Here is a 12,269-nt window from a genome sequence, read left to right on the forward strand (position 1 = left end):
TTTAGTCAAAAAAATAGAATATGAGAACCTTTTTAGTTTTTGCTTTATCAGTATTGTTAACGTCGTGTTCAATGACATCCATAAAACCCCTGAAAATAAATGGGGTTAGTTTTGTGGCGTCTAGAGATTCTATAAACGATTCCCATATTAAACCTGTAATTAATTTACATGCAAATTATGCTGCTTTAATGCCTTTTGGTTTTATTCGGAATTTGGAACATCCAGAAGTTATGTATAATTCCAGTAGGCAATGGTTTGGTGAAACGAATAATGGTGTAAAACAATATGGAACTGCTTTAAAAAGTAAAGGCATTAAAGTGATGGTGAAACCTCAAATTTGGGTGTCGAAAGGCGAATTTACAGGGTTTATTAAAATGAATAACGAGACTGAATGGTTGCAATTGGAAACCACATATTCTAAATTTATTCTTAATTATGCGCGTATAGCTGAAACTATGCATGCCGACATATTTTGCATTGGAACCGAATTGGAAACCTTTGTTGATAATAGACCAGATTATTGGAAGCAATTAATAAAAGACATTAGAAAACTATATTCAGGGAAATTAACTTACGCTGCCAATTGGAATGAATATGATAGAACGCCTTTTTGGAATCAGTTAGATTATATTGGTATTGATGCTTATTTTCCTGTAAGTGATGAAAAAACACCTAGCGTTGAAACTTGTAAAGCTGGTTTAGTAACCTATAAAACAGCTGTTGCTAAACTATCTAATAAGTTGCAGAAGCCTGTTTTATTTACCGAGTTTGGTTATAGGAGTGTCGATTTTTCAGGAAAACAACCTTGGAGAAGTGATAGAAGTATGACCGAAGTGAATTTAGAAGCTCAAAAAAATACCACGCAAGCTTTGTTTGAAACGTTCTGGGGAGAAAATTGGTTTGCTGGTGGCTTTCTTTGGAAATGGCATCATAACTACGAAAAAGCTGGTGGTAAAAATAACGCACGTTTTACACCACAAAATAAGCCTGCGGAAGCTTTGATAAAAGAGATGTATGCAACTTATTAATATTTAATATAAAATTAATCTTCTGCTTTATAATTCTAAATGAAATCTATTAGTTTTGCAGAAAACAAATAGATAGTACGATGAGAACATTTGCAATAGGTGATATTCATGGCGGTTTAAAAGCTTTAGTTCAGTTATTAAATAAACTGGAAGTTAAAGATGATGATACTCTTATTTTTATGGGCGATTATGTTGATGGATGGAGTGAAGCTGCTCAAGTTGTTCAATTTCTTATAGAATTATCTGAAAAAATAAACTGTGTTTTTATAAAAGGGAATCATGATGTTTGGTGTGAAAACTGGTTGAATTCTGGTGAGGTGAATCCAACTTGGTATATTCATGGAGGAAAGCAAACCATGGAAAGTTATACAGGGTTTTCTGCTGAAGAAAAAAAGGAACATTTAGCGTTTTTTAAAAACTTAAGGATGTATCATTTAGATGATAAAAACCGATTGTTTCTACATGCAGGTTTTACATCGATGCATGGTGTTGCTAAAGAGGTTTTTAAAGAAACCCTTTACTTTGATAGAACCCTTTGGGAAATGGCTTTGGCTTTAGATAAAAGTATAGGTAAAGAGTCTGTTTTGTTTCCAAAACGATTACAGCATTATCATGAGGTTTATATTGGCCATACGCCAACAACTAATTTCAATTCTTTGCAACCTATGAACGCTGCCAATGTATGGAACGTAGATACTGGTGTTGCTTTTTCTGGTAAACTAACAGGTATGAATATTGACACCAAAGCATATTTGCAAAGTGATAATATTAGAGACCTTTATCCTGATGAAAAGGGACGAAATAAAGATTAATGTTACTCAATACTCTTAAAATCTTTAATAGCTTGGTTGGGTTCAATTACATTATAACCTTTCCAGAATTCAGGATCGTATTTAGGTAAGGTAATAGGTTCTACTTTTGGTTGTTCTTCAAAAGTTGTAAAAATGGTTTCTGTTATAGGGTTGTTTTCAAAAACTACCAATTCTTTTTTCTCTCTATTAGATAGTATAAAATGAATGTCTGATGATAATTCGTTCTGTTTTCTTTTGCCTTTCGTGTGTTTGTTCTTTTCAATAATTTTTAAAGGTCTTTTAATGCCGAATTTATTGCCCGTTTCTTCTTCGGCATATTTAAGTGCATATTTTTCGTTGGTGTTTTTTTCGTAAATTAAAGTGCCGCGTTTTAAATAATGTTGATATGAAATACCTAATAATTTAAAGTTTCTAAGGTTTTTAACGTTTTCATAATCAACCCTAATAATGGCGAAATCGTCTGTGTTTATATAAATAGTGCCTTTGTAATCTTCACTTCTTTTGGGAGTAAAGCTTATAATGTAAACAAAATCGTCGTTTAAAAAACTGTAGTCTTCTAGTTTGAAATCGTATCTGTTTGATTTTTCTAAAAAGTTTAAGTCGCTGTCTTCAAAAGTAAAGCTGTTCTGCTGTAGTCTAGAAATAGAGCCTTTTCTGTATTTTAAAAAATTCTCTTTTCGCTCCTTTTCTTTTTTCTTTTGTTCTTCAATAAAAGCTTCGGTTTCGTCTTTTTTAGGTTTTTCAGAATCATAGAAGCTAGAATCTATTTCTTGTTTCGTTCCAAAAATGCCCGATTTAATTTTAAAATAAGAATCTCGTTTTACGTGTGTTTTTATAATGCTATTAATTTTTTCTTCATAGCTTTCAAAGTTTATTTCTTTACTTTTATCATATAAACGCGAGGCTTTAATAATATCCATTTTCTGTGAATCTATAGTGCCTGATTTACCATACATATTGGCTAATATTTCTATATAATCATCAGAGTTTTTAGGCATTGCTATTAGAAGGCTGTCGATAAATACTTGGTTGAATTCTGGTATGGTGGTTTTCTTTATTTTAACGTCGTTTTTTAAAACGTTTGTAAAATAAGACGCTCTATAAAATAGTTTGCTTTTTATAAAATTGAAATCGTAATTAGTTGCTAAGTTCTCTTTTGTTTTTTCTATAATTTCTTCGGTTGTGTAGTTTTTGTTAGAAACCAAGACCTCGTCAAGTTCAATCGATTTTGGGCTCAAAAAAACAATACTATCATGGAATGTTTTAGCTAAAAAGCGTTTACTTTCATAACCTAAACATCTAATTATTACAGAATCTTTTTTCGAAGTTTTTTTTCTTAGATATAATAAGAATTCACCATTGTTATTACTAATAACACCCGAGTTGCTATTTATTGAAATAGTAGCAAAAGGAATGGGTTTTTGCGAAGTAGAATCTAGTATTTTAGCATTGATAGACTCTTGTGCAGCGGCTTGAAATGAAATAAAAAGAAATAGGAAGCAAACGTTGTAAAATTGTGTCATCTAATCGTTGTTTTGTATAAAAGTAGACGATTAGATGGGCTAATTGTAACATTTAAAATTTCCTTAAGGGAGTTTTATCAGTTTTTAACATTTATATGTTTAAAGTAGTAATCATTTAACACTTTTGGAGAAGCACCCAACCATTTTTTTATATGAATGGTCCAATAATGATATTGAAGTTTGCCAATGCCATTAGACTTATAGCATCTGGCTGAGGTTGTTAGCCATTCTGGAATGACTACAAATTGATTGCGAGCATACAGTTTACTTATAAAATCGTTGTCTTCATAAATAATAAAGTCTTCGTTGTAACCACCCATTGTGTTAAAAAGTAAGGGCGTTATAAAGAGGCTTTGGTCGCCACCTCTGCAAGATTTCCAATTAAATTGTGTAAACCAACCTGCAATTTTTAGCCATACATGATTGCTGTTAAATTTCATTTTAAAACAACCTGCTTGATTGCCATTGTTTACTTGGTTTGTAATAAAAGCATCAAAATTTTTAGGAGGTAATGAATCGGCATGCAGAAAATAAAGAATATTTCCTTGAGCATATTTAGCACCAAAGTTCATCTGTTTTGCGCGTCCTTTTTCTGCGTTTAATAAAAGGATTTTGAAATTATTTAAAGATTCAAAGGATTGAATTTTTTCTTGAGAACCATCTGTACTACCACCATCAACAAAAATAATTTCTGAAATATTTTCTTTTGAAGCGTTTTCTGAAAGGTGGTTTAATAGTGGTGAAATGTTATTTACTTCATTAAAAACCGGAATTATTATTGAAATTAGATGTTTCACGTATTCGTGTTTGTTGTTTTGAAAGATTGTTTATAGCAATTATTTACTCATTTAAACTCCAATTATAATCATTAAAACTTGTTTTTGCCTTATTTGATATTTTAATTTCTGAATATTTATTTAAAAAGTCGATTAACGAACTGTCTTGTTTGAAATCTTTTGAAAACCATTGAAATATTTTAGAAAGTTTAAGATGGTTTTTAGTGATGTTGTTTCTTTTGCTATCGGTTAAAAAGTTTTTTGTGGCATTGGTTAATTGTAATTCTAAGTTGGAAGCGGTATATGCTTCGTTTAATAATTTAGGACAAGAATATGATGCACAAACAATGGCAAAATGAATACGTGGTTCGTTCATTTTACGTAAAATTTGATGCTCAATATCTTCAAGGTTATACCATTTATTTCCTAATTTCCACAAACGTTGTTTCCATGGGTTTTTAATGTCTTTGATGCTTTTTATGGGGTAGTTGCGTAAAATTAAATCAACAGTCATGGCATTATAGGCGTTAATCCAATAGGCGAGTTTGTTTTCTTTTGTCCAATTTTCATCAGGAAGTTTCTGGCTTAAAAGTGTGATGTAAGCAGTTAATGATTTTCTATTAGATTTAAAGGCTTTGTAATTTACATTGCCTTCTTTTGAAACATGTTTTTGTAGTAAATCGTTCCATGTTTTGTGATTAAAAGTTTTAGAGTTTGTATTGTGTTTAATCTCTGGTGTTTCTGTATTAATCATGTTTTTAACAGAATCTATTTTTGTTGAAAAACTAGTTTTTTCTTCTGTTTTGACAGTCTCTACTTTTTTTAATGAATCTAAAGACGTGATAATTACGTCATTTGTTTTTGAGGCAACTTGTGCTGCTTTTTTTTGACCAGAACACGAAGTGATAATGAGAATCGTTAAAAAAAAGTATAGGTATTTCATAGGATTGTTTGATGTTTTAAGTCGGTAATCTTATTAAACCTTACGGCTTTATGAATATATCTCAAACTAATGATTTAAGGTTTAATACAGAATTGGTATAAATAAAAAAGATGCCTTTACAAAAAAAGCATCTTTTAAAATTATAATTTAATGGTGGTTATCATTTAACAGCATCCTCCACCATCATAATGATAAGTAGACTCGCTAATAAAAATATCGTCTCTACCTAGCGATGCTAAAGCACCTGCGGTTTTGTCGCAAATAGCCAAAGGTTGGTTTTTTAATAAAACATGTCCTGCTTTATCATCAAAGTACTCGTCTTCGCCATAATAAATAGCGGCTTTACCAGTAAAAATACAAGGGCCATCGGCAGGCATTGGGTCTTTTATGGCAGCAACTTCAATAGATTCTATATAAATGAGTTCATCGGTTGGGTAATTTTTAGTGTCTAGAATTCGGTATGGTTTACGAGCTCTAATTTCAATGGTTCCAAAACCAGCATCGGTTAATGCTTTTACGTATTCGGCAATTGGTAAACTTCCGCTAAGGCATAAAGCACGTAGGCGCTCGTCATTTCTTAACGCATCATTCATAGGTTGCTCACAAGTTGGATCACTCATTACTAATTTACCATGTGGTTTTAAAACACGATACATTTCTGCAATAGCTTTCTTTAAATCGTCTGCTTTAAAAATATTGAATAAACAATTTTGAGCCGCAACATCAATACTATTATCTTCAACAGGTAAATGCATAGCATCGCCTTTTTTAAGATCTACAAATTCGCTTTTAAACCAATCGTTTTCAGCTTCAGCTTCTATAAAGTTTTTACGAGAGGCTTCTAGCATTTCGTCAACAACATCAATACCAATAACGCCGTTTTTTTGACGATTAAAATAAGAAAATTGTAATAATTCCATACCGCCACCAACACCTACATAAAGAATTTTAGGATTGTTGGTTAAGTCGCGAGCATGAACTGTTGAGCCACATCCATAATTCATTTCTTGCATTATTTTTGGGATTTTTAAACCCGGTAATTCCCAAATAGGATTCGTGGTACAGCATAAACCAACATCTGGAGTTAAGGCTGCTTCTTTATATACGTTGTGTGTGGTTTCTAAATAGTTGCTCATGTTTTTTTAGTCTTCAGTAAAACAGTCTTCAGTAGGCAGTTGTTAAGGACTGCAAATTATTTTCTCGTTTAAATTGATTTAATAAGCTCTTTAAATAATACAATCATGTCTGGTTCTGCTCTTTCAGCATTTGCAATAATATCGGCAATATTTACAGGTTCTAGATGATTTGGGTCGCATTCATCTGTTAAAACTGACACGGCTGCGACTTTTAATTTTAAATGATTGGCAACAATAACTTCTGGAACGGTACTCATACCAACAGCATCGGCTCCTATAATATTTAGCATGCGATATTCTGCTCTAGTTTCTAATTGTGGACCAACAACACTGGCATAAACACCTTCGTGTAATTTAATGTTGCAGGCTTTAGCAATGTTTTTAAAGGTTGCATTGATTTGAGCATCATAAGGAGCGCTCATATCTGTAAAGCGTTCGCCTAATAATTCTACACCTTTAAATGCTAATGGAGAACTGCCTTGAAGATTAATGTGATCTTCAATAAGCATCAATTCGCCTTTTTTAAAGTTCAAATTGATAGCACCTGCTGCATTAGAAACCAATAAGGTTTTGACACCTAATTTTTCCATGATACGAACAGGGTAGGTAACGTCTTGTAAAGTGTAGCCTTCGTATAAATGAAAACGCCCCTGCATAACGATGACTTTTTTGCCTTCTAAAGTACCGTATATCAATTTTCCTTTGTGGAATTCTACGGTCGCAGTTGGAAAGTTGGGAATGTGATTGTAACTAACTTCTTTGATAATATCAATTTCATTAATAAGTTGTCCTAATCCTGTGCCTAGTATGATACCTATTTCTGGGTTTTCAAATCCTTTTTCTTTTAGGTAGCTTACGGTTTCTTCTATGTATTTAATCATTTAATTGTTGTATTCTTTGTTGTAATTTATTGTTTGATTTATAGAACGATGAAGCTATTAAATCTTCAAAAGTATCAATATCATTTAGTGATACTAATGTAGTGAATTTGATATTTTTTTTATCTAATTCAGAACATGTTTTTTCTAATAAATCGGATTGACTCCATGGCTTGTTTTTAAAAATGAAATCATGCATTTTGTTTAAGCCAATTAAGTAATAACCACCATCTTCAGCTGGACCAAAAACAACCTCTCTTTCGCTTAGAGCTTTAAGTCCATTTTCTATATGTTGTGAGTTAATATCAGGAAGGTCCGATCCAATTAAAACGATGCGCTCGTAACCATCTTCAAACCCTTTTTTGAATGCGTTTTTCATGCGTACTCCTAAGTCTTCACCTTCTTGAATCGCTTTATATGTGTTTTTCCATTTAGATTCTACAATAGCATCAGAAAAATAAATACGCTTGTCGGTTTGTATGTCCTCTGTGACTAGCTCTGTTATTTTAACTAACTCGCTATAAACTTCAAAAGCCGATTGATTACCAATAGTTTTGGCAAGTCGTGTTTTAACTTTGCCAAGTTTTATGTTTTTTACAAAAACGATGATGAGTTCTTTAGTCATAAATTTTAATTCCATTTGTTAGCCACTTACTCCATGCTTTTGAAAATGCATGAATGCTATCCGTTTCTTTTTCTTTGTAATTATAAACTTTTAAGTTTTTGTTTTTCCATTCAAAAATACCACCGTATAAATTTTCAACATTGTTGTAGCCTGCTTTTTTAAATTTTTTAGCAATATCTTGAGATCGAATTCCTAATGAACAATATACTACAAGAGGGATGTTTTTATTGTTAAGTTGATTTGTGATATTTTTTAAATTGAAGTTGTTATAACCAACATGAATCGCACTTTTAATATGACTAATTTTATATTCTAAAAACTCTCTAGCATCTAAAATAATAACGTCTTGTATTTTAGTTTGTAATGTGTCAACAGAAATATAAGGGATACTATTGTCGTTGTATTTTTTTAGTAATTTATTTAACGTTTTTTGAGCACTGCTTATTTGGACAATCAATAAAAAAACGAATATGTAGTAAACTTTTAGTTTCATAATTACACGGTTACTAACTGCTAAGCAACAACCCCTTGACAACTACTTCCTGCTCCCGCAGTACAACCATAGCAATGTTGTGAAATAACAATATCTCTTCCTTCAAGAAGGTTTTTATTGTATTCAGAAATATGTTTTGCTTTGCTATTAACTGGTAATTCTAGCATTTGATTAAAATCGCAATCGAATAAATACCCGTCCCAACTTACTGAAAGTGTATTGGTGCACATCACGTTTGCAACAGCAGTTGGATTGTAAGCTTCAACTAATGAATACATATAATCTTCGTAATTTTCTGAAGCTATTAAATAATCTAAAAACCTGCTAATAGGTAAATTTGTTATCGCGAATAAATTATGGAATTGAATATCGAAATCTTCTTTTAAAGCTTTTTTGAATTCTTTTTCCATTGAAGCTTGGTTTCCTGGTAAAAAGGCTCCTGACGGATTGTAAACTAAATCCAGTTTAAGCTTGCTATCTGGCATACCATAACCAATGGCGTTTAACTCTTGAAGCGCTTTTATTGATTTAGCAAACACACCATCACCGCGTTGTTTATCTGTCTTTCCTTTTGTCCAATGCGGCATAGAACTCACGACATGGATGTTGTGTTTTTTAAAGAATTCGGGTAAATCGTAATATTTTTTATTGGCTCTTATTATGGTTAAATTAGAACGGACAATGAAATCTTTAATACCTGCTTTGGCAGCTTCTTCAACAAACCAGCGAAAATCAGGATTCATTTCTGGAGCGCCACCTGTTAAATCTAAAGTGTGAGCTCCTGTGTTTTTTATTACATCTAGGCACTGCTGCATAGTGTCTCGAGTCATAATCTCTTTGCGATCTGGACCTGCATCTACATGGCAATGTTCGCAAACTTGGTTGCACATGTACCCGACGTTGATTTGTAGGATTTCTAGTTTTTTCGCTTTAAGCGGAAATTGATTAGACTCGGTAATCTTAGTTTTAAAGGTTGGTAGTTCTCCGTTTTGGAAAATACCATTCGATAAAATTTCTAATTGGCGGTTGCTATTAGCTAAATCGCTTTCGCGTTTATGTAAAGACTTTGTTGTCATTAATATGTTTAATTTTCTTGAAGAAGATTTTAGCTCGCTTACATTTCAAGCTTATTCACTTTATTCATCATTTGAACACCCATAACTAAGGTTGCTCCGCTTTTTATAGCCGCTCCAACATGTAAGGCTTCCATCATTTCTTCTTTAGTAATGCCACGTTGTAGACTGTCTTTTGTATAGGCGTCAATGCAATATGGGCAGCTTTCTGTATGTGCTACAGCTAATGCAATTAATGATTTTTCTCGTGCAGATAATGCGCCTTCTTCAAATACTTTTCCGTAGTATTCAAAAAATTTATCACCTAGTTCTTCATTCCATTCACTTATTTTTCCAAATTTCTTTAAATCTGCTGGATCGTAATATGTTTTTTGCATGTTGTCTATTTTGGACTAAAGATAAAAATCTAATTTATTAAGTCGTTAAGTTTTGTAATACTTAACAAAAAAAAAGTAGAACATCGTTTCTTTTAAAAAGAATACATAGATGTTCTACTTTTACTTTGTTTAAACTGTATCTTAATAAGTGTATAATTGTTTTAAAAGAATTAATTAATCTCTTAAAATACTTCTTGAAATAACAATTTTCTGAATTTCAGAAGTGCCTTCGTATATCTGAGTGATTTTTGCATCACGCATTAAACGCTCTACATGATAGTCTTTAACAAAACCATTACCACCATGAATTTGTACAGCTTCAACAGTGTGTTCCATAGCAACTTTAGACGCATATAGTTTTGCAATGGCGCTAGACATATCATAATTGTTGCCTTGGTCTTTATCCCAAGCAGCTTTCATAACAAGCATTCTAGCGGCTTCTATATCGGTATGCATATCGGCCAGTTTAAAAGCAATGGCTTGATGGTTGCAAATTTCGGTACCAAATGTTTTACGTTCTTTACTGTATTTTAAAGCTAACTCGTAAGCGCCTTGAGCAATTCCTAAAGCTTGTGCCGCAATACCTATACGTCCTCCAGATAAGGTTTTCATAGCAAATCTAAATCCAGAACCATTAACACCAATTCTATTTTCTTTTGGGATTTTTACATCATTAAATTGTAATGTATGTGTGTCGCTTCCTCTTATTCCTAATTTATCTTCTTTGGGACCTACATGAAACCCTTCCATGCCTTTTTCAATAATAAAGGCGTTAATACCATGAGAGCCTTTGTCTTTATCGGTTTGTGCAATTACTATATAAAAGTCGGCACGTCCTCCATTCGTGATCCAGTTTTTTGTGCCATTTAAAATATAATGGTTGCCTTTTTTAATAGCAGTTGTTTTTTGTGAAGTCGCATCACTTCCAGCTTCAGGTTCACTTAAGCAAAAAGCACCAATGCATTCGCCAGAGGCAAGTTTTGTTAAATATTTTTCTTTTTGCTCTTCGCTACCATAAGCTTCTAATCCGTAGCATACCAGTGAATTGTTAACCGAAACAATTACTGAAGCAGAGGCATCAATTTTAGATAATTCTTCCATAATAATAACATATGAAATGGCATCCATTCCACTGCCTCCATATTTAGGGTCTACCATGATTCCCATAAATCCTAATTCACCCATTTTTTTAACCAATGCATCGGGAAATTCTTGTTTGTTGTCACGTTCAATCACACCTGGAAGTAATTCTGTTTGTGCAAACTCGCGAGCTGCATCGCGTATCATAATATGTTCTTCTGAAAGACTGAAATTCATAATTCGTAATTAAAGTGATATTTTGATAAAAATTATACACAAATATAGCTTTTTAGTGTGAATTATTTAATTTGGATTACTATTTTTACTGCGCATGGAGAAAAAAGAATACAATGTTATTGGTGTGATGTCTGGGACATCGCTAGATGGAATAGACTTAGTTTTTGCTCAATTTCAATTTGATAAGGTTTGGAGCTTTAAAATTTTAAATGCTGAAACAGTTGAATATGAAGCAAAGTGGAAAAATATTTTAAAACAGCTAGTGACTTATTCGTTACAGGAATTACAGGGAATAGATGAAGACTATACCACTTATTTAGCAGTTATTATAAATAGTTTTATTAAAAGGAATCATATAAAAAATATTGATGCTGTATGTTCTCATGGACATACAGCATTGCATCAGCCTAAAAAAAAGCTGACCTATCAAATAGGGAACAAACCTTTTTTAGCAACGTTGTTAAACCAGAACGTGGTTTGCGATTTTAGAGTTCAAGATGTCGAGTTAGGAGGTCAAGGCGCTCCATTGGTTCCTATTGGTGATAAACTCTTGTTTTCTGAATATGATTTTTGTTTAAATTTAGGAGGCTTTGCAAATATATCTACCGAGTTTGAAGGTAACCGAATTGCTTATGATATTTGTCCGGTTAATATCGTTTTAAATCATTATGTAAAATTATTAGGTTTTGATTATGATGATGAAGGGAATATAGCTTCAACTGGGGTTATTAATAATCAATTGCTTGATACACTAAATAATTTAGAATTTTATAAGTTGAAGCACCCAAAATCTTTAGGATTAGAATGGGTAGATAAAAATATTTTTCCCTTAATAGATGATTTTCAGCTTGACGTAAAAGATGTATTAAAAACATTTGTTGAGCATATTGCTATTCAGCTTGCTGTTGAAATTAATAAAAAAAATAAGGCTTCTGTTTTTATTACTGGAGGTGGTGTTTATAATAAGTATTTGATAAACAGGCTCAAAACTTATGCGGAAAATAAGATTATAGAACCGGTAAAAATTATTGTAGAATTTAAAGAAGCTTTAATTTTTGGATTTCTAGGAGTTTTAAAAATTAGAAATGAAGTCAATTGCTTACAGAGTGTTACGGGCGCTTTAAAAAACCATAGTTCTGGTAATATATTTCTTCCTTAAAAATAACAAAAAATTAATAGTAAAGCTCTTTAGTTTTTTATATTTGTTGAAATTAATTTATATCTTTTCAATCATTACTTAGTAATGGTTGTTATAGTTATCTTTTATTAAAATCAAATTTAAACATTG

Annotated in this window: 13 protein-coding genes; 3 read left to right on the plus strand and 10 right to left on the minus strand. The window is 32.0% G+C overall.

Annotated elements, in window-relative coordinates:
* Positions 1–20 precede the first annotated feature (20 nt).
* Positions 21–1,028 carry a glycoside hydrolase family 113 gene (locus ACH5TW_RS12495; protein WP_439336843.1) on the plus strand — a complete coding sequence of 336 codons (1,008 nt, stop codon included), beginning with the start codon at positions 21–23 and terminating at the stop codon, positions 1,026–1,028.
* Positions 1,029–1,108: 80 nt separating this feature from the next.
* Entirely contained in the window at positions 1,109–1,840 is a 732-nt protein-coding gene (locus ACH5TW_RS12500) for a metallophosphoesterase family protein (RefSeq protein WP_439336844.1), read from the plus strand.
* A gap of 2 nt (positions 1,841–1,842) precedes the next feature.
* Here ACH5TW_RS12500 and ACH5TW_RS12505 read toward each other — a convergent pair whose 3' ends face one another.
* From ACH5TW_RS12505 to ACH5TW_RS12550, 10 genes are all read right to left on the minus strand, one after another.
* A complete protein-coding gene (locus ACH5TW_RS12505; protein WP_439336845.1) occupies positions 1,843–3,363 on the minus strand; it encodes a carboxypeptidase-like regulatory domain-containing protein in 1,521 nt (506 codons plus the stop codon).
* A 77-nt stretch (positions 3,364–3,440) separates the two neighbouring features.
* Positions 3,441–4,160 (minus strand): TIGR04283 family arsenosugar biosynthesis glycosyltransferase, encoded by a 720-nt coding sequence (locus ACH5TW_RS12510; protein ID WP_439336846.1) that lies wholly within the window; start codon positions 4,158–4,160, stop codon positions 3,441–3,443.
* 43 nt (positions 4,161–4,203) lie between these two features.
* Positions 4,204–5,082: a DUF547 domain-containing protein gene (locus ACH5TW_RS12515; protein WP_439336847.1), complete on the minus strand. Its 879-nt coding sequence runs from the start codon at positions 5,080–5,082 to the stop codon at positions 4,204–4,206.
* A 164-nt stretch (positions 5,083–5,246) separates the two neighbouring features.
* Positions 5,247–6,218, minus strand: coding sequence for an arsenosugar biosynthesis arsenite methyltransferase ArsM (arsM, locus tag ACH5TW_RS12520; RefSeq protein ID WP_439336848.1), 972 nt, complete (start codon positions 6,216–6,218; stop codon positions 5,247–5,249).
* A 68-nt stretch (positions 6,219–6,286) separates the two neighbouring features.
* The gene (locus tag ACH5TW_RS12525) at positions 6,287–7,099 is read right to left on the minus strand and encodes a purine-nucleoside phosphorylase (RefSeq protein ID WP_439336849.1); all 813 of its coding nucleotides are present in this window, start codon (positions 7,097–7,099) and stop codon (positions 6,287–6,289) included.
* Positions 7,092–7,736 (minus strand): TIGR04282 family arsenosugar biosynthesis glycosyltransferase, encoded by a 645-nt coding sequence (locus ACH5TW_RS12530; protein ID WP_439336850.1) that lies wholly within the window; start codon positions 7,734–7,736, stop codon positions 7,092–7,094. Before ACH5TW_RS12530 ends, ACH5TW_RS12525 begins: the two co-directional genes overlap by 8 nt.
* Positions 7,714–8,214, minus strand: a complete 501-nt coding sequence (locus tag ACH5TW_RS12535) for a rhodanese-like domain-containing protein (protein ID WP_439336851.1) — start codon at positions 8,212–8,214, stop codon at positions 7,714–7,716. The genes ACH5TW_RS12530 and ACH5TW_RS12535 overlap by 23 nt, the downstream gene beginning before the upstream one ends.
* Positions 8,215–8,234: 20 nt before the next feature.
* Entirely contained in the window at positions 8,235–9,290 is a 1,056-nt protein-coding gene (arsS, locus tag ACH5TW_RS12540) for an arsenosugar biosynthesis radical SAM (seleno)protein ArsS (RefSeq protein WP_439336852.1), read from the minus strand.
* Between the two features lie 38 nt (positions 9,291–9,328).
* Complete coding sequence (locus ACH5TW_RS12545; RefSeq protein WP_439336853.1) at positions 9,329–9,664, minus strand: arsenosugar biosynthesis-associated peroxidase-like protein; 336 nt, start codon at positions 9,662–9,664, stop codon at positions 9,329–9,331.
* A gap of 174 nt (positions 9,665–9,838) precedes the next feature.
* Complete coding sequence (locus tag ACH5TW_RS12550; RefSeq protein WP_439336854.1) at positions 9,839–10,981, minus strand: acyl-CoA dehydrogenase; 1,143 nt, start codon at positions 10,979–10,981, stop codon at positions 9,839–9,841.
* A gap of 94 nt (positions 10,982–11,075) precedes the next feature.
* Between ACH5TW_RS12550 and ACH5TW_RS12555 the strand changes: the two genes are divergently transcribed.
* Positions 11,076–12,140, plus strand: coding sequence for an anhydro-N-acetylmuramic acid kinase (locus ACH5TW_RS12555; protein ID WP_439336855.1), 1,065 nt, complete (start codon positions 11,076–11,078; stop codon positions 12,138–12,140).
* Positions 12,141–12,269: the final 129 nt, after the last annotated feature.

Source organism: Thalassobellus sediminis, from assembly GCF_044386045.1.
GTDB classification, from domain to species: Bacteria; Bacteroidota; Bacteroidia; order Flavobacteriales; family Flavobacteriaceae; genus Thalassobellus; species Thalassobellus sediminis.

Excerpts from the sequence above, each read along its gene's own strand:
- ACH5TW_RS12555 (WP_439336855.1), top strand. The coding sequence starts at position 11,076 with ATGGAGAAAAAAGAATACAATGTTATTGGTGTGATGTCTGGGACATCG.
- ACH5TW_RS12505 (WP_439336845.1), bottom strand. The coding sequence starts at position 3,363 with ATGACACAATTTTACAACGTTTGCTTCCTATTTCTTTTTATTTCATTT.
- ACH5TW_RS12550 (WP_439336854.1), bottom strand. The coding sequence starts at position 10,981 with ATGAATTTCAGTCTTTCAGAAGAACATATTATGATACGCGATGCAGCT.
- ACH5TW_RS12545 (WP_439336853.1), bottom strand. The coding sequence starts at position 9,664 with ATGCAAAAAACATATTACGATCCAGCAGATTTAAAGAAATTTGGAAAA.
- ACH5TW_RS12500 (WP_439336844.1), top strand. The coding sequence starts at position 1,109 with ATGAGAACATTTGCAATAGGTGATATTCATGGCGGTTTAAAAGCTTTA.
- ACH5TW_RS12495 (WP_439336843.1), top strand. The coding sequence starts at position 21 with ATGAGAACCTTTTTAGTTTTTGCTTTATCAGTATTGTTAACGTCGTGT.
- ACH5TW_RS12525 (WP_439336849.1), bottom strand. The coding sequence starts at position 7,099 with ATGATTAAATACATAGAAGAAACCGTAAGCTACCTAAAAGAAAAAGGA.
- arsS (WP_439336852.1), bottom strand. The coding sequence starts at position 9,290 with ATGACAACAAAGTCTTTACATAAACGCGAAAGCGATTTAGCTAATAGC.
- arsM (WP_439336848.1), bottom strand. The coding sequence starts at position 6,218 with ATGAGCAACTATTTAGAAACCACACACAACGTATATAAAGAAGCAGCC.
- ACH5TW_RS12530 (WP_439336850.1), bottom strand. The coding sequence starts at position 7,736 with ATGGAATTAAAATTTATGACTAAAGAACTCATCATCGTTTTTGTAAAA.
- ACH5TW_RS12535 (WP_439336851.1), bottom strand. The coding sequence starts at position 8,214 with ATGAAACTAAAAGTTTACTACATATTCGTTTTTTTATTGATTGTCCAA.
- ACH5TW_RS12515 (WP_439336847.1), bottom strand. The coding sequence starts at position 5,082 with ATGAAATACCTATACTTTTTTTTAACGATTCTCATTATCACTTCGTGT.